Source organism: Sutcliffiella horikoshii (genome assembly GCF_021991925.1).
GTDB lineage: Bacteria > Bacillota > Bacilli > Bacillales > Bacillaceae_I > Sutcliffiella_A > Sutcliffiella_A horikoshii_F.
In genome coordinates this window covers 1-24,087 of record NZ_RXZI01000012.1, presented here as the reverse complement: position 1 = coordinate 24,087, position 24,087 = coordinate 1, and the positions used below count along the sequence as shown (strand labels likewise).

Here is a 24,087-nt window from a genome sequence, read left to right as displayed (position 1 = left end):
CGATGATTACAAAACCTGATAAGAATTCTACTCGTAAGAAAAGACACACTCGTGTTCGTGCTAAGTTATCAGGCACTGCAACTCGTCCACGTTTAAATGTGTTCCGTTCCAACCAACACATTTACGCTCAAGTGATCGACGATACGAACGCTGTAACAATTGCAAGTGCTTCTACACTTGATAAAGATGTAACAGCAAACGGTAGTAACGTAGAGTCCGCGAAAGCAGTTGGAGAACTAGTTGCAAAGCGCGCAATTGAACAAGGAATCAAATCAGTAGTATTCGACCGCGGTGGATACTTATATCACGGCCGTGTGAAAGCATTAGCAGATGCTGCACGTGAGGCTGGTCTAGAATTTTAATCGACAAAGGAGGGACACTGATGCGTCGTATTGATCCAAACAAATTAGAACTTGAAGAACGCGTAGTTACGGTTAACCGCGTTGCGAAAGTAGTAAAAGGTGGACGTCGTTTCCGCTTTGCTGCTCTTGTAGTAGTAGGAGATAAAAACGGTAATGTTGGTTTTGGTACTGGTAAAGCTCAAGAGGTACCTGAAGCAATCCGTAAAGCAATTGAAGATGCGAAAAAGAACTTAGTTGCTGTACCTATCGTTGGTACAACAATTCCTCACCAAGTACTTGGAGAGTTCGGTTCTGGAGAAATCCTATTGAAGCCTGCTTCTGAAGGTACTGGGGTTATCGCTGGAGGACCGGTTCGTGCGGTACTTGAGTTAGCGGGTGTTCAAGACATCCTTTCTAAATCTTTAGGATCTAACACACCAATCAACATGATCCGTGCTACAATCAACGGATTAAAGCAATTGAAACGTGCAGAGGACGTTGCTAAATTGCGTGGTAAAACGGTAGAAGAACTGTTAGGATAAGGAGGGAAACAAAATGGCGAACAAATTAGCAATCACCCTCACTCGCAGTGTAATCGGTCGTCCACAAGATCAACGTGTGACTGTTCAAACTCTTGGTTTGAATAAGATGCACCAAACAGTTGTCCATGAGGATAACGCAGCTATCCGTGGAATGATTAACAAGGTATCTCACCTTGTTACTGTGAAAGAGCAATAATAGAAACGGTCTTTTTAAATAAGGAGGTGCCACAATGAAACTTCATGAGTTAAAACCAAACGAAGGATCTCGTAAAGAACGCAATCGCTTAGGTCGCGGAACTGGTTCTGGTAACGGAAAAACTTCTGGTAAAGGTCATAAAGGTCAAAATGCACGCTCTGGCGGTGGCGTTCGTCCTGGATTTGAGGGTGGTCAAACACCTCTATTCCAACGCTTACCTAAGCGCGGATTCACGAACATCAATCGTAAAGAGTATGCAATCATCAACCTTGATGCACTAAACCGCTTTGACGAAGGAACTGAAGTTACTCCTGAATTACTTCTTGAAACAGGTTTAGTTAGCAAATTAAACGCTGGTCTTAAAGTATTGGGTAACGGTTCTATCGAGAAAAAGCTTACAGTTCGTGCTCATAAATTCTCCTCAGCAGCTAAGGAAGCGATCGAAGCAGCTGGCGGTTCAGTTGAGGTGATTTAATGTTCCAGACATTCTCCAATTTTATGCGCGTGGGTGATATAAGAAAGAAAATAGTCTTCACCCTATTAATGTTAGTAATATTCCGTATCGGTACGTTTATCCCAGTACCAGGGGTGAACGCTGACATTTTGAAATTCCAGGATGAACTTAGTGTATTTGGTATCCTGAATACTTTTGGTGGTGGAGCTCTTCAGAACTTCTCTATTCTTGCCATGGGTGTAATGCCATACATCACAGCGTCCATCATTGTACAACTTTTACAAATGGATGTTGTTCCGAAATTTACGGAGTGGTCAAAACAAGGAGAAGCTGGACGTCGCAAATTAGCTCAATTCACTAGGTATTTTACCATTGTACTTGGTTTTATCCAGGCAATCGGTATGTCAATCGGATTCAACACGATGGCCAATGGTCAATTGATTTCGAATCCAACCATCACTACTTATTTGCTTATAGCAATAGTGTTAACAGCAGGAACTGCATTTTTAATGTGGCTTGGTGAGCAAATTACGGCACATGGCGTAGGTAACGGAATCTCCATTCTAATCTTCGCTGGTATCGTATCTGCAATCCCGACAGGCGCAAACCAGATTTATGCTTCTTTGATCCAGGATGCTGGTGATCAGTTGTTCCTAAATCTTGTGATTGTCGCTCTAATCCTACTTGCTATCTTGGCAGTAATCGTAGGCGTTATCTTTATCCAGCAAGCGTTACGCAAGATTCCGATTCAGTATGCGAAGAAGATGGCGGGTCGCGCTCCAACTGGTGGAGGACACACTACACACTTACCATTGAAGGTTAATGCTGCAGGGGTAATTCCTGTTATCTTTGCCGTATCCTTTATCATTACACCACCGACAATCGCTTCATTTTTTAACGAGAATGCTGTGACAAGATGGATCATTAGTTCATTTGACTATACGAATCCAATCGGCATGGTTGTATATGTGGCTCTTATAATTGCCTTCACTTATTTCTACACATTTGTTCAGTCCAATCCTGAGCAGATGGCAGAAAACTTAAAGAAACAAGGCGGATATATCCCAGGAATTCGTCCTGGTTTAAATACACAGGAATACTTGACAAAGATCATCTACCGACTAACATTTGTTGGTGCATTGTTCTTGGCAGCTATTTCTATCCTACCTATCATCTTTATGAGCTTTGCCGGTCTTCCTGCAGCAGTGCAGATTGGCGGTACTAGTCTACTGATCGTCGTAGGTGTTGCACTTGAGACGATGAAGCAGCTAGAAAGTCAGTTAGTGAAGCGTCATTATAAAGGGTTTATCAAGTAATGAAGTAATTGGGATAACATTATCCCAATATACTTCACAAGATACTGAGGGGGCAAAAAGATGAATTTAGTTCTAATGGGACTTCCGGGTGCCGGTAAAGGTACTCAAGCAGAACGAATTGTCGAAAAGTACAATATCCCTCATATCTCTACTGGAGATATGTTTCGTGCTGCTATGAAGGAAGAAACTGAACTGGGCATGAAAGCTAAGTCTTTCATGGATCAAGGTCAGCTTGTTCCGGATGAAGTGACGATCGGTATCGTTCGTGAAAGATTAGAAAAAGAAGATTGCAAGGACGGCTTTCTATTAGATGGATTCCCAAGAACGGTTCCTCAAGCGGATGCTCTTGAGCAAATGCTAGAAGAACTAGGTCGCAAGATTGACTATGTCATCAACGTCAATGTCGATCAAAGCATTCTGATGGAACGTTTAACAGGACGTCGTATTTGTAAAGATTGTGGATCCACTTACCACTTGGTATTCAACCCTCCTGCTAAAGATGGTGTTTGTGACAAGTGTGGCGGTGAGTTGTATCAACGTGCGGATGACAACGAAGAGACTGTAGGTAACCGACTTGAAGTGAATGTAAAACAATCTAAGCCATTATTGGATTTCTACGAATCCAAAGGCTATCTTCGCAACATCGATGGCCAACAAGCGATTGACAAAGTATTCGCTGATATAGAAGAGCTTCTTGGAGGTCAGGCGTAATGATCATCTGTAAAACTCCTCGTGAACTTGAGATCATGAGAGAAGCAGGTAGAATTGTCGCCCTTACCCACCAAGAATTAAAAAAACATATTGTACCTGGTGTGACTACGAAGCAATTGGATGATATTGCTGAGAAATTCATCCGCAAACATGATGCAATTCCTTCGTTTAAGGGGTATAATGGTTTTCGCGGAAGCATCTGCGCTTCTGTCAATGAAGAACTTGTTCATGGTATTCCGGGCGATCGTGTATTGAAAGACGGAGATATCATTAGCATAGATATTGGTGCTAAATATAATGGTTACCACGGAGACTCCGCTTGGACGTATGCTGTTGGTAACATATCCGATGAAACAAAGCGATTACTTGAAGTCACGGAACAATCATTGTATGAAGGCATCAAGGAAGTAAAACCGGGCGCTCGTCTCTCAGATGTTTCCCATGCGATCCAAACGTATGCGGAAGGTCACGATTTTTCAATCGTAAGAGAGTATGTAGGGCATGGAATTGGTCAAGACTTACATGAAGACCCACAAATTCCTCATTATGGACCTCCTAACAAAGGTCCACGGTTAAAACCTGGTATGGTTCTTGCAATTGAACCGATGGTCAATGCAGGCACCCGCTACGTAAAAACGCTAGCAGATGACTGGACTGTTGTTACTGTTGACGGTAAAATGTGTGCTCATTTTGAACATACGGTCGCTATTACAGAAACAGGCTATGAGATCTTAACAAAAGCCTAAGAGGTGATATTGCTTGATCGAATCTAATTCGACTCTGCAAGTAGGCCAAATTGTTTCGATTACTCAAGGCAGAGATGCCGGACAGTATGCCGTAATTATTAAAATTCTTGATGAGCGTTTTGTCGTCCTAGCGGATGGAGACAAGCGGAAGTTTGACCGCCCAAAGAAAAAGAACATTCATCATCTTGAATTTTTTGATTACGTGTCTCCAGAAGTTCAGAACAGTATGAAGGAAACAGGCCGTGTGACAAATGGAAAGCTGCGCTTCGCACTGACCAAATTTGTTAATGAGCTTGTTACTGATTTGAAGAAGGGAGAACTTAATTAATGGCGAAAGACGATGTAATTGAAGTTGAAGGTACGGTCGTTGAGACTTTACCAAATGCTATGTTTAAAGTAGAATTGGAAAATGGTCATACTGTGTTGGCTCATGTATCTGGGAAAATACGTATGCACTTTATTCGAATCCTACCAGGAGATAAAGTAACGGTGGAGCTTTCTCCATACGATTTAACACGCGGTAGAATTACGTATCGTTTTAAATAAACCTATTTTAGCACTCCGTACTATCAGGGAGGTAATATAAGATGAAAGTGAGACCATCTGTTAAGCCGATCTGCGAAAAATGTAAAGTTATTCGTAGAAAAGGCAAAGTCATGGTTATTTGTGAAAACCCGAAACACAAACAAAAACAAGGATAACTTGAGGGAGGTGCGCATATATGGCACGTATTGCTGGTGTTGATGTTCCTCGCGACAAGCGCGTTGTAATTTCATTAACATACGTTTTCGGTATCGGTCGTTCCACAGCTGAGAAAGTATTGGCTGAAGCAGGTGTTTCTGAAGACACTCGCGTTCGCGACTTAACGGAAGAAGAATTAGGAAAGATTCGTGATGTTGTAGATAAAATTAAAGTTGAGGGTGACCTTCGTCGTGAAGTATCTCTTAACATTAAACGTCTAATCGAGATCGGTTGCTACCGTGGTCTTCGTCACCGTCGTGGTTTACCGGTTCGTGGTCAAAACACTAAAAACAACGCTCGTACACGTAAAGGACCTCGTCGTACTGTAGCGAACAAAAAGAAATAATTTCAAGTAAGTAAGGAGGTAAGTTAAATATGGCACGCAAAACTAATACACGTAAACGCCGTGTGAAAAAGAATATTGAACAAGGTATCGCGCATATCCGTTCTACATTCAATAACACGATCGTAACGATTACTGACGCTCACGGAAATGCAATTGGGTGGTCTAGTGCAGGTGCTCTTGGATTCAGAGGTTCTCGTAAATCCACTCCATTCGCGGCGCAAATGGCTGCTGAAACAGCTGCAAAAGCATGCATGGAGCACGGTTTGAAAACTCTTGAAGTTACAGTAAAAGGCCCTGGTGCTGGTCGTGAAGCAGCAATCCGTGCTTTACAAGCAGCTGGTCTTGAAGTAACTGCTATCAGAGACGTAACCCCAGTACCTCACAACGGTTGCCGTCCACCAAAACGTCGCCGTGTTTAATTTGTCTGTATAGATTTTGTATACATGTCAATAATGGCTGATGATACAGTTTAAATATACAGAGATAATTAAATGTTGTTGTTGTGCACAATCGGGACATACCTATGGGGAATTTCGGTTAGACATCTTATGTCTTTCCGGGGTTTCGACGTTTTGAAGGAGGGTTATGAATGTTAGAAATCGAAAAACCAAAAATCGAAACGGTTGAAATCAGCGATGACGCCAACTATGGTAAATTCGTCGTCGAGCCACTTGAGCGTGGATATGGAACAACTTTGGGTAACTCCTTACGTCGTATTCTTTTATCCTCACTTCCTGGTGCCGCTGTAACATCTATCCAAATAGATGGTGTACTGCATGAGTTCTCAACAATTGAAGGCGTCGTTGAAGATGTTACAACAGTTATTTTGAACGTTAAGAAGCTAGCATTAAAAATCTATTCTGATGATGAGAAGACGTTAGAGATTGATGTGCAAGGCGAGGGAGCTGTAACAGCTGCTGACATTACTCATGACAGCGATGTTGAGATCCTGAACCCTGACCTTCATATCGCTACGTTAGCGAAGGACGCTCACCTACGTATTCGTTTCACTGCCAAGCGCGGTCGCGGATATGTGCCAGCGGACGGAAACAAACGTGAAGATCAACCAATCGGTGTTATTCCAATTGACTCCATCTTTACTCCAGTTTCCCGCGTTTCTTATTATGTTGAAAATACTCGTGTAGGCCAAGTATCTAACTACGACAAACTTACACTCGATGTATGGACAGATGGTAGTAACGGTCCACAAGAAGCGGTTGCACTTGGGGCAAAGATTTTAACTGAGCACTTAAATATTTTTGTAGGCTTGACAGATGAAGCGCAAAACGCGGAAATCATGGTAGAAAAAGAAGAAGATCAGAAAGAGAAAGTTCTAGAGATGACTATCGAGGAACTAGACCTATCCGTTCGTTCTTATAACTGCCTGAAGCGTGCTGGCATCAACACTGTTCAGGAACTTGCAAATAAAACAGAAGAAGATATGATGAAAGTTCGCAACTTAGGCCGTAAATCTTTAGAAGAAGTCAAGCACAAATTAGAAGAGCTTGGTCTTGGCCTGCGTAAAGATGACTAGTTTTTACTCGTAAAACTAGGCATCTTTATGTGTTTGAACGTTCATGACTTTCTACAGAAGGAGGGAACATCAACATGGGATACAGAAAATTAGGTCGTACTAGCGCACAGCGTAAAGCAATGTTACGTGACTTGACTACTGACTTGATCATCAGCGAGCGCATTGAAACTACTGAAGCACGTGCGAAAGAATTACGTTCTTTAGTAGAAAAAATGATCACTCTTGGTAAGCGTGGTGACTTACACGCTCGTCGTCAAGCAGCTTCTTACGTTCGTCACGAAGTTGCAAACGAAGAAACTGGTCAAGATGCAGTTCAAAAGTTATTCGCTGATATCGCTCCACGTTACGAAGAGCGTCAAGGCGGATACACTCGTATCATGAAAGTCGGACCTCGTCGTGGAGACGGAGCTCCAATGGTAATCATTGAACTTGTATAATATATATTAGATGGTAGTGGTTGAAAGAGGAGGCAACGAGTCTTTTAACTTACTATAGTCAGTCATAAATAAGGGCGGACAGTTGTAATGACTGATCTATGCCCTTTATTTTTTTGCCTATATATTGAGAGATTCATCGGTTGGGTAACACAGTTTGTGATATAAGCACTGGTTTTTCTCCCTTGTTGCTTTGCGTTCCAGGTGTTCGCTTTCCGCGGGACGGTGCTTGAGCCTCCTCACTTCGTTGCGGGGTCTCAACCAACCGTTTCCCCCCGCAGGAGTCTCACACCTTGCACTCCAAGCAACAGGTGGTTACTGGTTCATCTATTCCGATAAACCGAAGTAAAGCAAACCTCTATAATCTGTAAATAGAAGTGAGAGTCTTAAAAACCTCTATTTAATGAGATTTATAGCTGGTGATTGTAGCACAGGGCGAAGACTCCTACGGGAGGTAGCGGTTAGGGGAGACCCCATATGCAAAGCCGAGGAGGCTCCCCAAGCGCCCCGAGGAAAGCGAAGCCCTGTGCGGAAATCAACAGCCGTGTATAATTGAGCCTTTTGGTGATGATAAGGCTATAATAGAGAGAGTCAGTTAAGCGGAGAAGAGAGGAGTTGTGTTTTCGTGGCCATCTTAGAAGTGAAGGATTTGTCCTTCCGCTACGCAAATCAAGAGGAAGATACGTTAAAGAATATCAACCTTGAAGTCAATCAAGGGGAGTGGACTGCGATTGTCGGCCATAACGGCTCCGGTAAGTCCACATTGGCCAGAATCCTGAACGGGCTGCAGCTTCCATCAGATGGGACTGTCTTGGTTCAAGGAGTAAAACTAACTGAAGAAACCATCTGGGATATCAGAAGACAGGTCGGCATGGTCTTTCAAAACCCGGATAATCAATTTGTGGGATCGACGGTGGAGGATGATGTTGCGTTTGGTTTAGAAAATATTGGCGTTCCCCGCGATGAGATGCTTACGCGTGTAGCAGAGGGAATCGAAAAAGTTGGGATGGAATCTTTTTTAACCCAAGAGCCACATCAGCTCTCCGGTGGCCAAAAGCAGCGAGTAGCCATTGCAGGATTGATTGCGCTGCGTCCATCCATCATTATTCTGGATGAAGCAACAAGTATGTTGGATCCTATCGGTCGTAAAGAAGTGATCAATACAATAGAAGAGTTAAGACAGGAAGTCGGTGTAACGGTAATCTCCATTACACATGACTTAGAAGAAGCAGCAAGAGCGGACCGCATCATAGTGATGAATGGTGGAAAAGTATTTGGGGAGGGCACCCCTGACGATATTTTCCGTATGGGAGAAAAGCTTGTGGAGATAGGGTTAGATCTGCCTTTTCCTATCATTTTGGCAAATAGACTCAAAGAATTGGGTGTGAGGTTCGAAACAGATCCGACGAATAGGGAAAGGCTGATGGATGAGCTATGCAAATTACAATCAAAGACTTAGAACATCGCTATCAGGCGAATACCCCGTTTGAACGGGTTGCCCTATTCGATGTCAACATGCTGATACCACAGAACTCCTATACGGCGATTATTGGACATACAGGGTCCGGTAAGTCGACGCTTTTGCAGCACCTCAATGGGTTGCTCAGGCCTACCAAAGGGAGTATCCAGGTGGGGGATATTACCCTGCAGGCTAACAAGAAGGAAAAGAACATTAAGTCTATCCGTAAAAAGGTAGGAATCGTTTTTCAATTTCCGGAACATCAACTATTTGATGAGACAGTGGAAAAGGATGTGTGCTTCGGTCCGATTAATTTTGGCGTACCTGAAGACGAAGCGAAAAGGCGTGCAAAAGAAGCTTTACAGATGGTTGGTTTACCTGATAAATACTTAGAAGCCTCTCCGTTTGACTTAAGTGGGGGGCAGATGCGCCGGGTTGCTATAGCGGGAGTGCTTGCCATGCAGCCAGAGGTGTTAGTACTGGATGAACCGACAGCAGGCCTGGACCCTCGTGGCCGTAAAGAAATCATGGATCTATTTTACAAGTTGCACAAGGAGCAAAATCTCACAACCATCCTTGTCACGCACAGCATGGAGGATGCAGCAAGATATGCAGATACCATCATGGTGATGAACAAGGGGACGGTTGGATTGAAAGGAACACCAAGGGAGATATTTGGACAGGCTGAGGAGCTTCAAAAGCTTGGACTTGATGTTCCCGAGACGGTGCTTTTCATGAAAGATCTTGGAGTCCGTCTGGACGAGAAGTTCGATGAAGTTTGTCTGACTGTTGAAGAAGTGGCACAGGCGATAGCGTCCCGCATGAACGGGGGGGCTGGCTCATGATGAACAATTTGATTATTGGGCGGTATGTTCCTGGAACCTCTCTGATTCATCGGATGGACCCAAGGGCGAAACTGCTCCTTGTCTTCATCTTTGTGATGATCGTGTTCCTGGCTAACAGCGTCTGGGGCTATGGATTACTCGGTGTCTTTACGCTGGCAGTGGTATTATTGACGAGAATTCCGGTCCCATTCATTTTAAAGGGCTTAAAGCCAATCATCTGGATCATCTTGTTTACGATGCTATTTCATGTGTTTTTGACAAAACAAGGGACACTTCTTTTTGAAGTCGGGTTTATTCAAGTGTATGAAGAAGGGGTCATTCAAGCAATTTTCATCTCTTTAAGATTTTTATTCTTGATTACCATTACGACGATCCTGACACTTACGACGACACCAATTGAGGTCACGGATGGGATGGAGACCTTGTTCGGGCCGTTCAAAAAGGTGGGGGTCCCTGTGCATGAGCTGGCGCTTATGATGTCTATTTCCCTTCGATTCATCCCGACTTTGATGCAAGAGACCGATAAAATCATGAAGGCGCAGAGTGCAAGAGGTGCAGACTTCACTGTGGGGCCTCTGAAGGAGCGTGTAAAGGCGTTGGTGCCTTTGCTTGTCCCTTTGTTTATCAGTGCATTCAAACGCGCAGAAGAGCTCGCAACAGCGATGGAAGCACGCGGCTATAAGGGCGGCGAAGGAAGGACGAAATTCCGCCTGCTGGAGTGGCAGACGAAGGACACCATGCTGATGGTGGTCCTTGCTGTCCTTACGTTTATCTTGGTTCTTATTCGAACATAATGGAGTTAGATGTGATGAATAGAGTAAAATGTACCCTTTCCTATGATGGGGCAGAGTTTGAAGGCTATCAGATCCAAAAGGAAAAGCGCACGGTCCAGCTCGAGGTGCAGCGTGCCCTGTCACGCATCCACAAGGGGGCAGAAATCAAGGTCTCTGCTTCTGGACGCACCGATGCAGGAGTTCATGCGGTCGGTCAGGTGCTACATTTTGACTCGCCTTTGACCATTCCTGAAGAGGCTTGGCAAAAGGCGATGAATGCCCATTTGCCCAAGGATATTTGGGTGAAGAGGGTGGAGTCTGTAGCAGGGGGCTTCCATGCGCGCTTTGATGTGGTGAAAAAGGAATACAGGTACAAAGTGAGCCTTGCGAAGGATTTTGATGTATTTCATCGTAACCAGGTGTTTCATTATCCTTTTTCATTGGATGTGGAGGCGATTAGGGAGGCGTGTGAGCATCTCCTTGGTGAGCACGACTTTACAAGCTTCTGTTCCGCTAAGACGGAGGTAGAGGACAAGGTGAGGACCATTTACTCGTTGGAAGCTGCTGTGATTGGCGAGGAGCTGGAGTTTCGCATTGTCGGCAATGGCTTTTTATACAATATGGTCCGTATCATCGTGGGTACCTTATTGGAGATTGGACAAGGTAAAAAATTACCAGAAGATATTTTTTCGATCCTGGAAGCGAGAGATAGGGGAGCGGCAGGAAAAACGGCACCAGCTCACGGTTTATACCTTTGGAACGTGGTTTATGATGACAACTAATCCTGGTGTAACATTTTCTTGACAATCTGGCAAAAAAGATATAAGATATCACATGGTATGTATTTTAACCCCACGATCAAGCCCCGGAAGAGTTTCATCGTGTTGAATAAAATATATGAAGAAATGAAAAATAAAAGGTTTATTTTTTTTAGGAGGGAAATTTAATGCGTACAACGTTTATGGCGAAAGCTAGCGAAGTAAATCGTAAATGGTACGTGGTTGACGCTGAAGGTCAAACTTTAGGTCGTCTTGCAAGTGAAGTTGCATCCATTTTACGTGGTAAACATAAACCAACATTTACTCCAAACGTAGACACTGGAGATCATGTAATTATCATCAATGCAGAAAAAATCCACTTAACTGGTAACAAGTTGAACGGTAAGATCTACTACCGTCACACAATGCACCCAGGTGGACTAAAACAAAGAACGGCTTTGGAAATGCGTACTAACTATCCTACAAAGATGTTAGAACTAGCAATCAAAGGCATGCTTCCAAAAGGAAGTCTTGGACGTCAGCAAGCTAAAAAATTGAATGTGTATGCTGGAAGCGAGCATCCACACCAAGCACAACAACCAGAAGTTTACGAACTTCGCGGTTAATTAATAAGGAGGGTATAACTTTGGCACAAGTACAATACTACGGCACAGGTCGTCGTAAAAGCTCCGTTGCACGTGTACGTCTAGTTCCTGGTAACGGACAAATCGTGATCAACGATCGTGATATCGAAAACTACATCCCATTCGAAGCTCTACGTAACGTTGTTAAACAACCATTGGCAGTTACTGAAACAGAAGGTAACTACGATGTATTGGTAAACGTTGACGGTGGAGGATACACTGGTCAAGCTGGTGCGATCCGTCACGGAATCGCTCGTGCATTATTACAAGCTGATCCTGAGTTCCGTGCTTCTTTAAAGCGTGCAGGTCTTCTGACTCGTGACGCGCGTATGAAAGAACGTAAAAAATACGGACTTAAGGGCGCTCGTCGTGCACCTCAGTTCTCAAAACGTTAATTATCAATGTTTCGAAGGCTCTCAACCATTTTGGTTGGGGGTCTTTTTTATTGCGAAAATGTGTTATTGGTTACATATCAGTCACAATAATTTATTAGTAAATTTAAAAATTGCTTAACCTCATCCTTTGTCCAAAAATTACGGTTACACCTTAACCGGTTTATTGGTTTGAAACGATCGCAACAGAAGTTGAACTATAAAAAAATGTTGAGTTTGTTGGATTTTTTGTTGACTTGTGTGGTATACTAAACATAAGAATAATTGAAGGAGGGATGAATATGTATGTAACGAAATGGCAAACTGAAGATGGATTATGGAAAAGTGCTTTGACATTAGTAAAAGGTCAACATTATACAGATGCTGTTGAAGTAATGAAAGCCATTGCTGTTCAAACTGTTCAATCGATAGGAGGAACAATTTCCTTTCGTGCTTTTCCTACTCCACAAAAGCAATTAGAAGAAAAAGAAATACTTTATATGCAATCATTGTCAAAAGAAATTGCTCAATTAGTGGAGCAAAGGAAAGAAGAAGAGGTAGCAGAACTAACTACGGAGTATTTAGATCGCTTCGTTCATTTGTTGTCTGACACTCACAGAGAAGCTGATTACTTGCACAAACAATTATTAAAATCATTAATTGAACATAAATTTAAGGAACAAAAGCGTTATAAAGTTCTTAAGGGTGCAAAAATTTATGACCGTTCAATTCTTGGAAGAATTGCTGCTGAATCAGAAAAGGCAGAATATGTAAAATCAAGTGAAGCAGCAGAGATTGGGGGAGTTTCAGATCAAACCATCCGTCGCTGGTGTGAAAAAGGAAAATTTCCAGGTGCTTTCAAAACCGATGGGGGGCACTGGAGAATTCCTCAAAAATTCTTTAAAATGACTTTACAAGAAGCGAGAAAAGCAGATTCTTTTATGAAAGATGTAGATGAAAACACCCGTGAACAGTTTGGAGGCGAAGTGGATGAGTTTGACCTCGACCTTGATTACTCCTAGAGCCATGATTGATACCACAGTTTTGTGCGGTGCCTTGCTCACTAATGGTATAAATCGAAAATTGCTTACTGTTGCTCGATTAGGCATTTATCAACCCATTATTTCAAATGTCTGTTTATTAGAATTTGTACGAAATGCATCTAAAGGACTAGGTAGTAAGACAAACAAAAAAGTGTTTGATTGGGAGACGATTGATTCGTTTATAAATCATTTCGTCTTCCCTTCTTTACAAGGTCAAGAAGTGACTAATAGCGTTGTGTCCCGTAGTAGTTACGAGGTTATCAAAATGCTCACACAAAAACCATCAATCTCAATTGGAGAGGCACTTCTCGAGATCGCAGCCTGTTCGGATGAACATGCACAAGCGATTGCCCAACAACATGGAATGAAGCTCCCATTGGAACAGTTCGACATTCATGATTTTCACGTGTGGGCAACCGCAATTGAAACAGAATGTAATTACATAGTCACCAGAAATACTAAGCGTTTTCCTGATCAAATCGGTTCCATTATTCGAATCGATCCTATAGATTTTTATAATTCTATATAAATACGTTATTAAAGAAAAGGAACGTCTTTTAGAGAAAGTGGTTCTTTTCCTTTTTGGTTTAACCATGGATATATTTCCAATGTATTTTAGGGGTTACGATTTGTTCACGAAACATATAGAACCTATATTATTACACTTAAATTTAAGGAATAAAAATAAACTTAAACCTTGGATATATAGTTTTATTTTTTCTTCATAGTATATATACAAATTATGGACTTAAGGGCGCTCGTCGTGCACCTCAGTTCTCCAAACGTTAATCTTCGGATTCCAATATGGAAAACCCCCGGCCCTTTGTGGTTGGGGGTTTTTGGTGTTCGGAAAATTAAATTTTTTAGGGGACTCTGTGTGTACATATATATACGCATCCAGCTCCAGTACCCGTCCCGGATTCGCGAGTAATCTCAGTAATTCAACACCCATATTTAATCCTGCTTTAATTTTTTTTAAAAAAAGGTATCAAAACGACATCTGTGTCGATATAATAGTTTTAAATAGACACTAATGTCGTTATTAATGGAGGGAATGGGATGGACGTGAAGTTGAACAGAAATAGAGGATTTCTTACGCTGATGTTGGCACAGTTGATTTCAAGTTTGGGTGATTGGTTGAGTATTGTTGCGATAATGACGCTTGTGGGATTGAAGTGGCAAGCCTCACCGATGGAGGTCTCCTTTGTAATTTTGAGCCTGGCGATTCCAATGGCGCTTTTGGGGCCTTTTGCAGGGACAGTTGCAGACAGAGTGAACCGGAGAACGCTGATGGTGGTTTCAGACCTTGGAAGAGCGGTGCTTATATTGATACTTGCCTTCGCAAGCTCGATTTGGATGGTGTATGTGTGTTTATTTTTTATTGGAATGCTGTCCGCTGTCTTTGTTCCCGCTAAGAATGGTAAACTGAAGGAACTCGTACATCAGGAGCATATGAAGAGTGCCATGTCCATCACCTCTATGATCGATGCAAGTACAAAGGTGATTGGTCCGTTGCTGAGCGGGTTATTGGTTACTGCCTTCAGTACACAGCTTGTTTTCTATATAGACTCGGTGACTTTTATCCTCTCGGCCCTGTTATTATTCACCTTGCCGAAAACGGTTAAAGAGACAATTGCCCCTACTGAGGAATCCGGGGGAATGAATAAAACTTCTTTTAAAGAGGAGTTTTTGGAAGGAATGGCCTTTATCAAAGGAAGCCGCTATTTGCTGGTCGGAATATTGGTGCTTGGAATCAGCCTTTTAATCTTGCAGCTTTCAGATTCCCAGATTATCGTATTGATAAGGGAGCTCTCACAGGCTTCACCCGACCTTTTCGGTTTTATCGTCACGGCTTCAGGAATCGGCATGCTCTTATCAGGGGCCTTGCTAGCCAAGAAAACAGGCTATCATGCCCTCAGCCTCATGTTCCTCGGGGTATGCGGCCTTGGCTTAGGATTTGGCATGATGGCAGTACTGACCGGGCTTGATACAGCATTATCCACGCTATGGGGACCTGCACTTGGATTATTGGCCGGGTTTGCAGCTGGACTTGTTTTCATCCCGTTTCAGGCTGCTGTTCAAACCAGTACACCTGTTCACATGACAGGCAGGGTCTTCGGAGTGATAAACAGTGTAACCACAACAGCGACCATAATCGGCCCTTTGTTGGGAGGTTGGCTTGCCACTGTATGGGGAGTGTTACCGACATTTATAATTACAGCATCCCTATTGGTCGTCATCTCAATACTGGGTCTTACTTTTAAAAATAATATAGAGCGGGGGAAGATCAGTGTCTCCGAAAGTCAGCAAGGAACACATGGAACAACGTAGAGCTTATATACTGAATAAAGCAAAAGAGGTTTTTATCGAGCATGGCTACGAAAAGACGACAATGAAGCACATCATGGAGAAGGCGAACATAAGCCGTGGCGGCTTGTATCAGTACTTTTCCAATAAAGAGGATGTGTATGAAACCATACTGGATGAAGCATTGAAGGAGTCCATGAACAATAGTGCCGAGCTTCTGAAAGATAATGTGGCTTCCCACTGGGAACTGCTGCTTTCCTGTATGTTTGGGAAAGACAAAAAGCCAAACGATAAGATGGATCCGATGGGGCCTTCCAATCTGGAATTTTTCATTTCGGGAAGAAAGGATCAGCGGAGAAGGGAGTATGGGAAGGTCCGTTATGAAAATGGTGTAAAAATATACAGGGACATCATTGAACAGGGCCAGGAAAGAGGGGAATTCCAACCATCTTTCCAAAGTGAAGTTCTCGCACGTTCCATTGTCACTTTCCTGGATGGTCTGGCTTTAGACCATACCATTCTGCCCAGTGAAGACCTCAAAATAAAAGAGCAGGCAGAGCTGTTTGTGGAATTTCTAAAAATAGCATTAGGTGTGAAGAAATAAGCCCCCGACCCTTTATGGTTGGGTTTTTTTTATGCTCGGCCTTCCTACCTAAGCAGTATTTCACAGTCCCTATGGAAAATTAATTAAAAATAGGTAATAACAACCAATTTTAACTTGTTCTATATAGTGAATAAAATAGGCATAATGCAACTTAACATAAATCCGGACATGCTATATCATTAGTTCTTAATAAAGAAGAAAGGGGGATGAATAGCCATAAAGAATAAACGGTTGATCATGTGTCTATCACTGACCTGTTTCTTCGTCGCTGGCAGCCAAGTTCAGGCAGGCAGTAGCTGGAACAGCCTTAAAGATTGGATGGCAGGAAAATGGAACGACCATTCCGATAATGCCAGAGAATGGATTACTAAAGACACCTTTTCAGAACAACTCCAGGAAACAAATAACTCCCACTACTCCTTAGAACTAGAAGAATTCATTAATTCCACCACATCTTCATCAAAGCGTAACATCGAACTCCATCAACAGACATACCTTCAACAATTAACACAAACGAAAAACCAACTGAACCAACATCCACTTGGCACTTATTACGAAGAGCGCCAAGTAGAATTAGATGCAGAACTGACGGAAGAACTCGAACAATATCTTGCTGAATTATTAGGTGAAAAACAATAACCCTCTAAAAGGAGCGATATATATGTCGTGGAAAAAGAAATTAGTAGCAGGTACGGTAGCGGTAGGTTTGGTATCGGGTGTTGGATTGACTTTTGCAAATGCTAGTGAGGATTCTCCCCTAAGGCAGTGGTATAACAGTATTTTTGGTACTACACAACAATCTATCTTGGCGGATAATGAAGCAAATGCAACTGCTGCATTTGAAAGCTGGGCAGCAAACACGGAGCAGCTTAAGGCAGGAGCGGGCTTGAAGATCAATGAAACAATGGCGGCGGAGCTAACAAGGGCAGGTACGGAAATTATGACTAGAAAAGAGGGGCATCTTGCTTCATTGGATGCGGAGAAATTGGCTTTGCTTGATAATATGAACTATCAGGTGTACCAGCATATTTTCCTAGAAGGTTATTTTGCCATTCAGAACCAAGGAGACGCAGCCTTAGGAACGGTGCGGGAAGGATTTCGTGATTACACCAGCGAAACTGGACAAGCTGCCGTTAACGAAATGACGCAAGAGTTGACCTCTGCTAAGGATTCGGCGGTTTCCGAGCTAGAGGGTGCCATTGAACAGGCAAAAGCGGAACTATCCGCACAGCTTGCAATGGAAGAGCAGGTAAGCAGACATAATTTGGAGCGGCAAATCACATACAAGCTGAACGACTTGCGTGAGGCATTGACATCCATCATCAATGGCTTGGTAAGAGAACAGCAAAATATCATAACAGCCAAGGCGTTGGAACTGGAACAGGAAGCGAAAGCAAGCCTTGATGAGGTGATGAACAGTATCAATGACTAAAACAGGGGATATTTAAGAGGTGAAGTGATTGAGTACAGGGAAGTATAAGAAGCTATTCGTTGTTGCGATGATGATCATGGTACTTCTTTTTACGGCAGAATGGAAAACGGCCTTTGCCAGCAGCGGCATCCAAACATTGTTAACCAATTGGTTTGAAGGGGAAAAGCAGGAATCGATTCGTTCTCTGGAAATGGAAATAACCAAGGAGAAGGAAGCGCAGATGGCCATATTGAAGAAAGAGATAGCAGCCACTCTTGCGAAAGCCAATCAAGAGCTTGCAGACTTTACCGCGCAAGAGGCTGAGAAGAGCAAGGAAGAGCTAAATGCTTATACAAACACTCTGTTACAAACGATGGAGGTTGATATGGAGGGCCAACAAGAGCAGTTTTTGTTGGAAGTGGAGCGGATTATGGAAGAGGCATATGAGAAACTAGAGCAAGCGCGTGCGGAATCCATAATAAATACGGAATGAAATGTTGCCTGTACTTGAATGTGCAGGCTTTTTGCTTTAAAAGAGGAGTGGATTGAAGCGGAAGGCGAGTACCTGCAGCGTAAGGAACTGGACAAACTTTATAAAGCCTAAGACAGTCCAATTCCATACTTGGAAAAACGTACTCATTCTTTGTACGCATGAAAGCCCACGCCCTTTAGGAAACTAAACGGGAAAGGGTGTGAATGCGATGACTGTAGTAACAACCTTCAAGGAAAAACGCAGAGAAAAGCAGATGAAGTACGAGCGAAAAATGCTGCGTGAAATATCACTAGAGGTTTTGCGGACGAAGGTGAAGGATTTCTTTTCACCATACTTAAAAAATAAAAAGCAGGTTACTGCCATTGAAGAGGGATGCCTGGATGTGGCCATTGAGGCGTATCTCCTAGGTGCTTCATATAGTAAGTTTGGATATTACGGAGAAAGTGCGGAGATGGTGAAAACGCGCTGTCATGTAGAAGAAAAATACCTGATTGATACCCTATACGACTATTTCCTTTATTGGGGCTCGATCGGCGATAATGATATGGTACATGAATCTTTTTATATGACATGCGATGCCTTCGTCGACTACTGGTGGCGAGAAGGCTTCCATAAAGGTGAAAAAAGGTACAAAATGAGGCTGCACTAATTATCATAATCTTCCCCCTTGTCCCATATAGTTTATAGAGCGGACATGCGGGAGGGATACATATGCGAAGGTGGAAGTTCTGGGCGTTTCTAACAGCAGCCTTAACGGTGACAGCCGTTTTTCAATTTCAGTTATTTTCTGAAGATACATGGGAACAATGGAGCCTTCCTTTAAGTGGGAAAATTATCATTCTTGATCCCGGTCATGGGGGACCTGATGGCGGTGCTGTTGGTGGGGACGTGCTGGAAAAGGATGTGGCCCTGCAGGTATCTAGGTATGTGAAAGACTATCTACAGGAGCAGGGAGCCTTGGTATTGATGACGCGTGAGGAGGATGTAGATCTTGCAGACCCTGCCACAAAAGGCTACAGCCGTAGAAAGGTGGAAGACCTGCGAAAAAGGATTGAGATGATCAACGAATCAGATGGCGACCTCTTTCTCAGTATCCACTTGAATGCCATCCCATCTCCAAGGTGGAGAGGTGCCCAAACCTTCTACCACGGCAGCAAACATGAAAAAAATGAACGATTGGCGAAATTCATCCAAGAGGAGTTTCGGGTCAATCTTGAAAATACAGATCGCTACGCTAAATCAATGAACACCCTATTTATATTGAAGAATGCAAAGATTCCTGGTGCCCTCGTGGAAGTCGGTTTCTTATCCAACCCTTCAGAGCGGGCCCTGCTAAACACAGAGGAATACCAAAAGGCACTTGCGGCATCCATCTATAACGGAATCATGAGACATTATACCGATGAAAAGGAACTACCAGATCCCCCTCAATAAGAAAAGGGGGATTTTTATTTAGGCAGGAAGTTTGCAAGTGGAGTGGAAGGCGTGAAGACTCCTACAGGAGGGAGGCATATGGGACCTGTAGGGAAATAGGCCATTGATAAATAAAAATAACAATTATATTAATGATTTCCAGCTGTTGATTGGAGCAAAAGGCGAAGACTCCAGCGGGGGAGTAGCGAAATGTTGAGACCCCGCAAGACGTAGCCTGAGGAGGCTCAAGGTCGCCCCGCGGAAAGCGAAGCCGTTTGCGGAAATCAACAGCGACAGTAAACCAATCATTAAGAAAATATTCTTTCTTAGTGGCCTCGGCGAATCCGAAGAGATTTCCTGAATGCTCGCAGGAGAGTGGGGCGCGGAAACGGAAATCAATAATTCCATAAAAAATAAGCCTTATGTTATACTGGTATTGTAAACGAATTCAATTCTGAAAATAGACTATTATCACATAAGGGTGGGGTCATGTTGTTAACAGAAGCTAAAGTTGTACAGTTATTGAAAGATCTACAAGATCCGTTTTTACATAGAACATTCGAAGAAACAAATGCGATCCAAGAAATCTCCATCAAAGAGGAGAAGAACCATGTAAGTGTAAAAGTGGCACTTGCCAAAACTGGTACTGCAGAACAAATGCAGCTCCAGGGCACGATCGTTAACCTTTTAAAAGAAGCAGGTGCCTCAACAGTGGGCCTGCGTTTTATGGAACTTCCTCAAGAAGTGGTGGAACGCTTCGGGGCTGCAGCGCCTAAGGAGGAAGAAACACTTTTGAATAGTAATAAAACAACGTTCCTTGCCATTGCTTCCGGAAAAGGCGGCGTTGGAAAATCAACAGTATCCGTTAACTTGGCTGTATCCCTTGCGCGTTTAGGGAAAAAGGTCGGGTTGATTGATGCGGATATCTATGGATTCAGCGTCCCGGATATGATGGGAATTACAAAACGTCCGGTAGTGCGCGGGGAAAAAATCATCCCAGTTGAGCGTTTTGGGGTGCAGGTGATTTCTATGGGCTTTTTCGTGGAGGACAACTCCCCAGTAATCTGGAGAGGGCCGATGCTTGGTAAAATGCTGAACAGTTTCTTTAATGAAGTGGAGTGGGGCGACTTGGACTATCTCCTGTTAGATCTGCCGCCGGGCACAGGTGATGTGGCACTGGATGTGCACTCCATGCTACCGTCCTGTAAAGAGCTCATCGTGACGACACCTCATCCTACAGCTGCTTTTGTTGCTGCCAGAGCGGGTGCGATGGCCATCAAAACAGATCATGAGGTAATTGGGGTCATCGAAAACATGGCTTACTTCGAAAGTAAGAAGACAGGCGAGAAGGAATATGTATTTGGTAAAGGTGGAGGAGAGAAGTTGGCGGAGGAATTGCAGGCTCCCCTACTTGGACAGCTTCCTCTTCAACAGCCGGATTGGAACGACGATGATTTCGCACCTTCCATCTACCAGCAAGACCATGACCTTGGGGAAATCTATCTGAACATTGCTTCCAAAGTGGTGGAACTGACATAAAAAAGAAAAGAAGAAGCAGACCCCAAGTACTAAAGGTCTGCTTCTTTCTATTAACCGCCTTCTCCACCGCCGGAGGATTCCTGACCGCCCTCTGAACCGCCAGATTGTCCTTCCTGGCCTCCGCCTTGTTGGCCTTGTCCGCCCTGCATGTCAGAAGCTGCTTTTAACAAGATATCCTGTATTTTTGCCTTGAACAATGGACTCTCAAATGTTTCGGTCATAACCTTTTGCAGGTGCTTTTTATACTCCTGCCCACTCATTACGGTGATCATCTGCTTTTCCATTTCGGGATCTTGCAAGATCTGAACCATCATTCCTTGATATTCAGGATCCTTCATCAGGTCCTTGATAAGTTTTTCATGCTCAGCTTGCATGCTTTTTGCAAAGGTCTCTGCAAATTTTGGATCTTCAAAGGCTTTCTTCCAGAACTCCGTGCCTTTTTCACTGTCCAATGTCTGCTCTATTGACTTGGTGACAACTTCCTGATCAAGGACAAAATTAGCCTTCATCTTGTCATCTGCCATAATTTCTTCGATCGCTTTCTTGCCATCATCTGTCTTTAATATATCCACAACCATCTTTTTGGTTTCATCATAATCCATTTGGCCGCCTTTTTCACCCTGTGCACATCCTGAAAGCAACAGGAAAAGAAGGAGAGACGGCAAAAGGTAGCTTTTCATGAAGAAAACTCCTTCCATCAGGTTTTTCATACGTTTAATATGTGACAAAGTTAATGAAATATACAAATTTGCAGGCGTGCTATTATAGATTTTTACTGGTTGGATTGGTAAAATGGTAACTAGTGTCTTTAATCTGTGTAAAATGGAGGAAAAGAAAAGTGAACAGTCGTAATTGGGTTCGATTATTTCTTTCCACGTTACTAGTCGGAGCGGTAACCACCGTTATTGTTGCCTTCATAGTCCGTTGGGATCAACATACAGCACAATTTGCTAATGGGGAATATCTTCAATTTCTCTCCATTATTGCTTGGTATATTGGAGTGGGTCTTATATTCAGCATCATCAGCCAAATGGGGTTTTTCGCTTATCTGACCATTCACCGATTTGGTCTTGGAATTTTCAAGTCCCTTTGGAACGCAGTACAGATTGTATTGATCATTTTTGTACTGTTTGATTTGGTGTATTTCCGTTATATAGCTTTTGCAAATGATGGAGATTCCATGCTCCCTTATCTGGCCTTTCCGATTTTCTTGCTCGTATATGGCCTGCTTGTCGCATATGTAAAAAGTGCACAGACCAATAAGCATGCGTTTATCCCAGCCCTATTCTTTATGGTGGTCGTCACCACGATAGAATGGTTCCCGGCCCTAAGGGAGAATGAACCAGGATGGCTGTTGTTTATGCTGTTTCCGTTATTGGCATGTAACTCTTATCAGCTTCTACTGTTGCACAGGCTGAATAAACCTGCTGCAAAATAAGTAAATGGCGCCTCTCCATTTGGGAGAAGCGCCATTTTTCTATTGTACTTCCTTGCTATTTGCCTTCGTATTATTTATCAATTCCGTCACACTGCTTATATCATATCCCTTGCTCTTGATATATTGGATAATTTCCGGCAAAGCTTCCTCTGTTTGCTTGGCGGAGTCTGACGCGTGCAGGAGTACAATGTCTCCATCCGTGAGGTTCTTTGTCACATTATCCACGATGATCTCCTTGCCTGGGTTAATCAGATCATGGGAATCCACACTCCAATGCACAACAGTAAAACCAAGGGAATTGGCAATCTCCAGAACCCTCTTATCAAAAGCGCCTTTTGGTGGGCGCAACAAATTGACCTTCTTTACTCCAAGCTTGTTGAAAACATCCAGCGACTTCAATATATCACGTTTCACTTTTAAATCTTCCAAGTCCCGGTAATTTTCATAAGCATATCCCATACTCCCAATTTCGTGACCGTCATCCATAATTCGCTTCACTATATCTGGGTGCCTCTCCGCCCAGGAAGCGGAAAGGAAAAAGGTCACCCCCGTCACGCCGTTCTGCTTCAGTAAGTTGAGTATAGGCAAAGCTTTCTCATCACCCCAGCTGATATCAAAAGACAAAGCAACTTCTTTATTCTTCCCCTCCCCTTTATAAATAGCTCTTGGACCATCCTTTGTTGAAAATACAGGCTGATTAGAAAAATTCTCTATATATAAGATCCCTGCAGTGAAGAATGCTGCCAATATGATAATGGATAATTGCTTGAGCTTCCTTCCGTTAATCACATAAAAGTTAGTCATGCTTTGCCCCCTTGTCCACAGTGTCTACTCTCATAAATATTCAGTAGGACAAATCTTATGCAAAAAAAATCTAGGAAAATGTTTCATAAAAACCAGTTTGGTGGAAAAAATAACTATAAAGTAACTTTCAGAGGTGAAGAAATGTTAGGGATGCTATTTAATAATAAAGAAGTAAAGGAAATGGAATACCTGCTCAAACGCGAACTTGAAGAGCTTTTACATGACTTCGAGGATAAACGTATCGATAGAGTGGTAAAGCACGCCATGGAAGAACGCTATCAAATACTCTATAAAATGTTCACCCGTATCGCACCGCAGACAGAATGCATGAAATACATCCGATCCAAAGCCGTCTTCAGGGAAAGAGAATCCTTATAGATCTATAATACCGCCGCAGTCACTGCGGTTTTTTGTTTGCGCTTTTTAGCGATTAAAAAAACAACTAAAGAATAAATGAGAAAAACTGTTGACGCAAATAGAAAATGCGTGGTATATTATTATTCGTCGCTGCGAGATGAACAACAGCTTGCACGATAAAAAATAAAAAACATGTTGACAAACAATTGCTCGATATGTTAAATTAGAAAAGTCGCCTCTGAGCGATGAACTGATTGAAATGATCTTTGAAAACTAAACAAAACAACAGCGTCATAACGTCGGTTCTACGGAACTGGCAAATGATTTTAAGTAACACAAGCTAGCAAATTTTGAGCAAAAGCTCAGACTCTTTATTGGAGAGTTTGATCCTGGCTCAGGACGAACGCTGGCGGCGTGCCTAATACATGCAAGTCGAGCGGACCTTTCAAAAGCTTGCTTTTGAAAGG

34 protein-coding genes and 1 rRNA gene are annotated in these 24,087 nt (G+C 43.0%); 33 read left to right on the top strand and 2 right to left on the bottom strand.

What is annotated here, in order from left to right:
• Positions 1 to 2 precede the first annotated feature (2 nt).
• From rplR to EKQ44_RS19820, 30 genes are all read left to right on the top strand, one after another.
• Complete coding sequence (gene rplR, locus EKQ44_RS19965; RefSeq protein WP_237665306.1) at positions 3 to 362, top strand: 50S ribosomal protein L18; 360 nt, start codon at positions 3 to 5, stop codon at positions 360 to 362.
• 20 nt (positions 363 to 382) lie between these two features.
• The gene (gene rpsE / locus EKQ44_RS19960) at positions 383 to 883 is read left to right on the top strand and encodes a 30S ribosomal protein S5 (RefSeq protein WP_237665305.1); all 501 of its coding nucleotides are present in this window, start codon (positions 383 to 385) and stop codon (positions 881 to 883) included.
• 13 nt (positions 884 to 896) lie between these two features.
• The gene (rpmD, locus tag EKQ44_RS19955; RefSeq protein ID WP_237665304.1) at positions 897 to 1,079 is read left to right on the top strand and encodes a 50S ribosomal protein L30; all 183 of its coding nucleotides are present in this window, start codon (positions 897 to 899) and stop codon (positions 1,077 to 1,079) included.
• Between the two features lie 34 nt (positions 1,080 to 1,113).
• Entirely contained in the window at positions 1,114 to 1,554 is a 441-nt protein-coding gene (rplO, locus tag EKQ44_RS19950) for a 50S ribosomal protein L15 (RefSeq protein ID WP_237665303.1), read from the top strand.
• Entirely contained in the window at positions 1,554 to 2,849 is a 1,296-nt protein-coding gene (secY, locus tag EKQ44_RS19945) for a preprotein translocase subunit SecY (protein ID WP_237665302.1), read from the top strand. Before rplO ends, secY begins: the two co-directional genes overlap by 1 nt.
• 60 nt (positions 2,850 to 2,909) lie before the next feature.
• Entirely contained in the window at positions 2,910 to 3,560 is a 651-nt protein-coding gene (locus EKQ44_RS19940) for an adenylate kinase (protein WP_237665301.1), read from the top strand.
• Positions 3,560 to 4,306, top strand: coding sequence for a type I methionyl aminopeptidase (gene map, locus EKQ44_RS19935; protein WP_237665300.1), 747 nt, complete (start codon positions 3,560 to 3,562; stop codon positions 4,304 to 4,306). Before EKQ44_RS19940 ends, map begins: the two co-directional genes overlap by 1 nt.
• 13 nt (positions 4,307 to 4,319) lie before the next feature.
• Positions 4,320 to 4,634, top strand: coding sequence for a KOW motif-containing protein (locus tag EKQ44_RS19930; RefSeq protein ID WP_063558957.1), 315 nt, complete (start codon positions 4,320 to 4,322; stop codon positions 4,632 to 4,634).
• Complete coding sequence (gene infA, locus EKQ44_RS19925; RefSeq protein ID WP_003348578.1) at positions 4,634 to 4,852, top strand: translation initiation factor IF-1; 219 nt, start codon at positions 4,634 to 4,636, stop codon at positions 4,850 to 4,852. The genes EKQ44_RS19930 and infA overlap by 1 nt, the downstream gene beginning before the upstream one ends.
• A gap of 41 nt (positions 4,853 to 4,893) precedes the next feature.
• Positions 4,894 to 5,007: a 50S ribosomal protein L36 gene (gene rpmJ, locus EKQ44_RS19920; protein WP_003156543.1), complete on the top strand. Its 114-nt coding sequence runs from the start codon at positions 4,894 to 4,896 to the stop codon at positions 5,005 to 5,007.
• A gap of 20 nt (positions 5,008 to 5,027) precedes the next feature.
• Positions 5,028 to 5,393, top strand: coding sequence for a 30S ribosomal protein S13 (gene rpsM, locus EKQ44_RS19915; protein ID WP_010191536.1), 366 nt, complete (start codon positions 5,028 to 5,030; stop codon positions 5,391 to 5,393).
• 29 nt (positions 5,394 to 5,422) lie between these two features.
• Positions 5,423 to 5,812 carry a 30S ribosomal protein S11 gene (gene rpsK / locus EKQ44_RS19910; protein ID WP_063558956.1) on the top strand — a complete coding sequence of 130 codons (390 nt, stop codon included), beginning with the start codon at positions 5,423 to 5,425 and terminating at the stop codon, positions 5,810 to 5,812.
• A gap of 170 nt (positions 5,813 to 5,982) precedes the next feature.
• Positions 5,983 to 6,927: a DNA-directed RNA polymerase subunit alpha gene (locus tag EKQ44_RS19905; protein WP_148990109.1), complete on the top strand. Its 945-nt coding sequence runs from the start codon at positions 5,983 to 5,985 to the stop codon at positions 6,925 to 6,927.
• A 74-nt stretch (positions 6,928 to 7,001) separates the two neighbouring features.
• A complete protein-coding gene (gene rplQ / locus EKQ44_RS19900) occupies positions 7,002 to 7,364 on the top strand; it encodes a 50S ribosomal protein L17 (RefSeq protein WP_064097824.1) in 363 nt (120 codons plus the stop codon).
• 622 nt (positions 7,365 to 7,986) lie between these two features.
• Positions 7,987 to 8,820 (top strand): energy-coupling factor ABC transporter ATP-binding protein, encoded by an 834-nt coding sequence (locus tag EKQ44_RS19895; protein WP_237665299.1) that lies wholly within the window; start codon positions 7,987 to 7,989, stop codon positions 8,818 to 8,820.
• On the top strand, positions 8,796 to 9,665 hold the full coding sequence (locus tag EKQ44_RS19890) for an energy-coupling factor ABC transporter ATP-binding protein (RefSeq protein WP_237665297.1): 870 nt from the start codon (positions 8,796 to 8,798) through the stop codon (positions 9,663 to 9,665). The genes EKQ44_RS19895 and EKQ44_RS19890 overlap by 25 nt, the downstream gene beginning before the upstream one ends.
• The gene (locus tag EKQ44_RS19885; protein WP_237665294.1) at positions 9,662 to 10,459 is read left to right on the top strand and encodes an energy-coupling factor transporter transmembrane component T family protein; all 798 of its coding nucleotides are present in this window, start codon (positions 9,662 to 9,664) and stop codon (positions 10,457 to 10,459) included. Before EKQ44_RS19890 ends, EKQ44_RS19885 begins: the two co-directional genes overlap by 4 nt.
• Before the next feature lie 14 nt (positions 10,460 to 10,473).
• Positions 10,474 to 11,220 carry a tRNA pseudouridine(38-40) synthase TruA gene (gene truA / locus EKQ44_RS19880; protein WP_331254678.1) on the top strand — a complete coding sequence of 249 codons (747 nt, stop codon included), beginning with the start codon at positions 10,474 to 10,476 and terminating at the stop codon, positions 11,218 to 11,220.
• Positions 11,221 to 11,384: 164 nt separating this feature from the next.
• On the top strand, positions 11,385 to 11,822 hold the full coding sequence (gene rplM / locus EKQ44_RS19875; protein ID WP_060666583.1) for a 50S ribosomal protein L13: 438 nt from the start codon (positions 11,385 to 11,387) through the stop codon (positions 11,820 to 11,822).
• A gap of 20 nt (positions 11,823 to 11,842) precedes the next feature.
• Positions 11,843 to 12,235, top strand: coding sequence for a 30S ribosomal protein S9 (gene rpsI / locus EKQ44_RS19870; protein WP_060666582.1), 393 nt, complete (start codon positions 11,843 to 11,845; stop codon positions 12,233 to 12,235).
• Positions 12,236 to 12,513: 278 nt separating this feature from the next.
• Complete coding sequence (locus EKQ44_RS19865) at positions 12,514 to 13,233, top strand: helix-turn-helix domain-containing protein (RefSeq protein WP_237665293.1); 720 nt, start codon at positions 12,514 to 12,516, stop codon at positions 13,231 to 13,233.
• A complete protein-coding gene (locus EKQ44_RS19860) occupies positions 13,202 to 13,783 on the top strand; it encodes a PIN domain-containing protein (protein ID WP_237665292.1) in 582 nt (193 codons plus the stop codon). Before EKQ44_RS19865 ends, EKQ44_RS19860 begins: the two co-directional genes overlap by 32 nt.
• Positions 13,784 to 14,313: 530 nt before the next feature.
• Positions 14,314 to 15,585 (top strand): MFS transporter, encoded by a 1,272-nt coding sequence (locus EKQ44_RS19855; protein WP_237665291.1) that lies wholly within the window; start codon positions 14,314 to 14,316, stop codon positions 15,583 to 15,585.
• Positions 15,572 to 16,165, top strand: coding sequence for a TetR/AcrR family transcriptional regulator (locus tag EKQ44_RS19850; protein WP_237665290.1), 594 nt, complete (start codon positions 15,572 to 15,574; stop codon positions 16,163 to 16,165). The genes EKQ44_RS19855 and EKQ44_RS19850 overlap by 14 nt, the downstream gene beginning before the upstream one ends.
• 237 nt (positions 16,166 to 16,402) lie before the next feature.
• Complete coding sequence (locus EKQ44_RS19845) at positions 16,403 to 16,804, top strand: hypothetical protein (protein WP_237665289.1); 402 nt, start codon at positions 16,403 to 16,405, stop codon at positions 16,802 to 16,804.
• A gap of 22 nt (positions 16,805 to 16,826) precedes the next feature.
• A complete protein-coding gene (locus EKQ44_RS19840) occupies positions 16,827 to 17,597 on the top strand; it encodes a hypothetical protein (RefSeq protein ID WP_237665288.1) in 771 nt (256 codons plus the stop codon).
• Positions 17,598 to 17,625: 28 nt separating this feature from the next.
• Positions 17,626 to 18,069 carry a hypothetical protein gene (locus tag EKQ44_RS19835; protein ID WP_237665287.1) on the top strand — a complete coding sequence of 148 codons (444 nt, stop codon included), beginning with the start codon at positions 17,626 to 17,628 and terminating at the stop codon, positions 18,067 to 18,069.
• A gap of 208 nt (positions 18,070 to 18,277) precedes the next feature.
• Positions 18,278 to 18,718, top strand: a complete 441-nt coding sequence (locus tag EKQ44_RS19830) for a YbaK family protein (RefSeq protein ID WP_237665286.1) — start codon at positions 18,278 to 18,280, stop codon at positions 18,716 to 18,718.
• Positions 18,719 to 18,780: 62 nt separating this feature from the next.
• Positions 18,781 to 19,503, top strand: coding sequence for an N-acetylmuramoyl-L-alanine amidase CwlD (gene cwlD / locus EKQ44_RS19825; protein ID WP_237665285.1), 723 nt, complete (start codon positions 18,781 to 18,783; stop codon positions 19,501 to 19,503).
• A 471-nt stretch (positions 19,504 to 19,974) separates the two neighbouring features.
• Positions 19,975 to 21,021 carry an Mrp/NBP35 family ATP-binding protein gene (locus EKQ44_RS19820; protein WP_237665333.1) on the top strand — a complete coding sequence of 349 codons (1,047 nt, stop codon included), beginning with the start codon at positions 19,975 to 19,977 and terminating at the stop codon, positions 21,019 to 21,021.
• A gap of 50 nt (positions 21,022 to 21,071) precedes the next feature.
• On the opposite strand, the gene gerD is transcribed toward EKQ44_RS19820, so the two are convergent.
• On the bottom strand, positions 21,072 to 21,701 hold the full coding sequence (gene gerD / locus EKQ44_RS19815) for a spore germination lipoprotein GerD (protein ID WP_237665284.1): 630 nt from the start codon (positions 21,699 to 21,701) through the stop codon (positions 21,072 to 21,074).
• A gap of 158 nt (positions 21,702 to 21,859) precedes the next feature.
• Between gerD and EKQ44_RS19810 the strand changes: the two genes are divergently transcribed.
• Entirely contained in the window at positions 21,860 to 22,459 is a 600-nt protein-coding gene (locus EKQ44_RS19810; RefSeq protein WP_237665283.1) for a KinB-signaling pathway activation protein, read from the top strand.
• Between the two features lie 39 nt (positions 22,460 to 22,498).
• Here EKQ44_RS19810 and pdaB read toward each other — a convergent pair whose 3' ends face one another.
• Entirely contained in the window at positions 22,499 to 23,263 is a 765-nt protein-coding gene (gene pdaB / locus EKQ44_RS19805) for a polysaccharide deacetylase family sporulation protein PdaB (protein ID WP_237665282.1), read from the bottom strand.
• A gap of 141 nt (positions 23,264 to 23,404) precedes the next feature.
• Here pdaB and EKQ44_RS19800 point away from each other — a divergent pair, with 141 nt between their 5' ends.
• Both EKQ44_RS19800 and EKQ44_RS19795 read left to right on the top strand, forming a co-directional pair.
• Positions 23,405 to 23,641: a hypothetical protein gene (locus EKQ44_RS19800; protein WP_237665332.1), complete on the top strand. Its 237-nt coding sequence runs from the start codon at positions 23,405 to 23,407 to the stop codon at positions 23,639 to 23,641.
• Between the two features lie 350 nt (positions 23,642 to 23,991).
• A 16S ribosomal RNA gene (locus EKQ44_RS19795) occupies positions 23,992 to 24,087 on the top strand; the annotation flags it as partial.

What these genes read in the sequence shown, in the direction of transcription:
- rpsK (WP_063558956.1), top strand. Translation starts at nt 5,423, where the DNA reads ATGGCACGCAAAACTAATACACGTAAACGCCGTGTGAAAAAGAATATT.
- infA (WP_003348578.1), top strand. Translation starts at nt 4,634, where the DNA reads ATGGCGAAAGACGATGTAATTGAAGTTGAAGGTACGGTCGTTGAGACT.
- EKQ44_RS19830 (WP_237665286.1), top strand. Translation starts at nt 18,278, where the DNA reads ATGACTGTAGTAACAACCTTCAAGGAAAAACGCAGAGAAAAGCAGATG.
- EKQ44_RS19865 (WP_237665293.1), top strand. Translation starts at nt 12,514, where the DNA reads ATGTATGTAACGAAATGGCAAACTGAAGATGGATTATGGAAAAGTGCT.
- pdaB (WP_237665282.1), bottom strand. Translation starts at nt 23,263, where the DNA reads ATGACTAACTTTTATGTGATTAACGGAAGGAAGCTCAAGCAATTATCC.
- EKQ44_RS19855 (WP_237665291.1), top strand. Translation starts at nt 14,314, where the DNA reads ATGGACGTGAAGTTGAACAGAAATAGAGGATTTCTTACGCTGATGTTG.
- truA (WP_331254678.1), top strand. Translation starts at nt 10,474, where the DNA reads ATGAATAGAGTAAAATGTACCCTTTCCTATGATGGGGCAGAGTTTGAA.
- rplR (WP_237665306.1), top strand. Translation starts at nt 3, where the DNA reads ATGATTACAAAACCTGATAAGAATTCTACTCGTAAGAAAAGACACACT.
- EKQ44_RS19940 (WP_237665301.1), top strand. Translation starts at nt 2,910, where the DNA reads ATGAATTTAGTTCTAATGGGACTTCCGGGTGCCGGTAAAGGTACTCAA.
- rpmJ (WP_003156543.1), top strand. Translation starts at nt 4,894, where the DNA reads ATGAAAGTGAGACCATCTGTTAAGCCGATCTGCGAAAAATGTAAAGTT.
- EKQ44_RS19890 (WP_237665297.1), top strand. Translation starts at nt 8,796, where the DNA reads ATGCAAATTACAATCAAAGACTTAGAACATCGCTATCAGGCGAATACC.
- EKQ44_RS19800 (WP_237665332.1), top strand. Translation starts at nt 23,405, where the DNA reads ATGTTAGGGATGCTATTTAATAATAAAGAAGTAAAGGAAATGGAATAC.
- EKQ44_RS19860 (WP_237665292.1), top strand. Translation starts at nt 13,202, where the DNA reads ATGAGTTTGACCTCGACCTTGATTACTCCTAGAGCCATGATTGATACC.
- cwlD (WP_237665285.1), top strand. Translation starts at nt 18,781, where the DNA reads ATGCGAAGGTGGAAGTTCTGGGCGTTTCTAACAGCAGCCTTAACGGTG.
- EKQ44_RS19845 (WP_237665289.1), top strand. Translation starts at nt 16,403, where the DNA reads ATGTGTCTATCACTGACCTGTTTCTTCGTCGCTGGCAGCCAAGTTCAG.
- rpsE (WP_237665305.1), top strand. Translation starts at nt 383, where the DNA reads ATGCGTCGTATTGATCCAAACAAATTAGAACTTGAAGAACGCGTAGTT.
- EKQ44_RS19905 (WP_148990109.1), top strand. Translation starts at nt 5,983, where the DNA reads ATGTTAGAAATCGAAAAACCAAAAATCGAAACGGTTGAAATCAGCGAT.
- map (WP_237665300.1), top strand. Translation starts at nt 3,560, where the DNA reads ATGATCATCTGTAAAACTCCTCGTGAACTTGAGATCATGAGAGAAGCA.
- EKQ44_RS19840 (WP_237665288.1), top strand. Translation starts at nt 16,827, where the DNA reads ATGTCGTGGAAAAAGAAATTAGTAGCAGGTACGGTAGCGGTAGGTTTG.
- gerD (WP_237665284.1), bottom strand. Translation starts at nt 21,701, where the DNA reads ATGAAAAGCTACCTTTTGCCGTCTCTCCTTCTTTTCCTGTTGCTTTCA.
- rpsM (WP_010191536.1), top strand. Translation starts at nt 5,028, where the DNA reads ATGGCACGTATTGCTGGTGTTGATGTTCCTCGCGACAAGCGCGTTGTA.
- EKQ44_RS19885 (WP_237665294.1), top strand. Translation starts at nt 9,662, where the DNA reads ATGATGAACAATTTGATTATTGGGCGGTATGTTCCTGGAACCTCTCTG.
- secY (WP_237665302.1), top strand. Translation starts at nt 1,554, where the DNA reads ATGTTCCAGACATTCTCCAATTTTATGCGCGTGGGTGATATAAGAAAG.
- rplO (WP_237665303.1), top strand. Translation starts at nt 1,114, where the DNA reads ATGAAACTTCATGAGTTAAAACCAAACGAAGGATCTCGTAAAGAACGC.
- rplQ (WP_064097824.1), top strand. Translation starts at nt 7,002, where the DNA reads ATGGGATACAGAAAATTAGGTCGTACTAGCGCACAGCGTAAAGCAATG.
- EKQ44_RS19850 (WP_237665290.1), top strand. Translation starts at nt 15,572, where the DNA reads ATGGAACAACGTAGAGCTTATATACTGAATAAAGCAAAAGAGGTTTTT.
- rpmD (WP_237665304.1), top strand. Translation starts at nt 897, where the DNA reads ATGGCGAACAAATTAGCAATCACCCTCACTCGCAGTGTAATCGGTCGT.
- rplM (WP_060666583.1), top strand. Translation starts at nt 11,385, where the DNA reads ATGCGTACAACGTTTATGGCGAAAGCTAGCGAAGTAAATCGTAAATGG.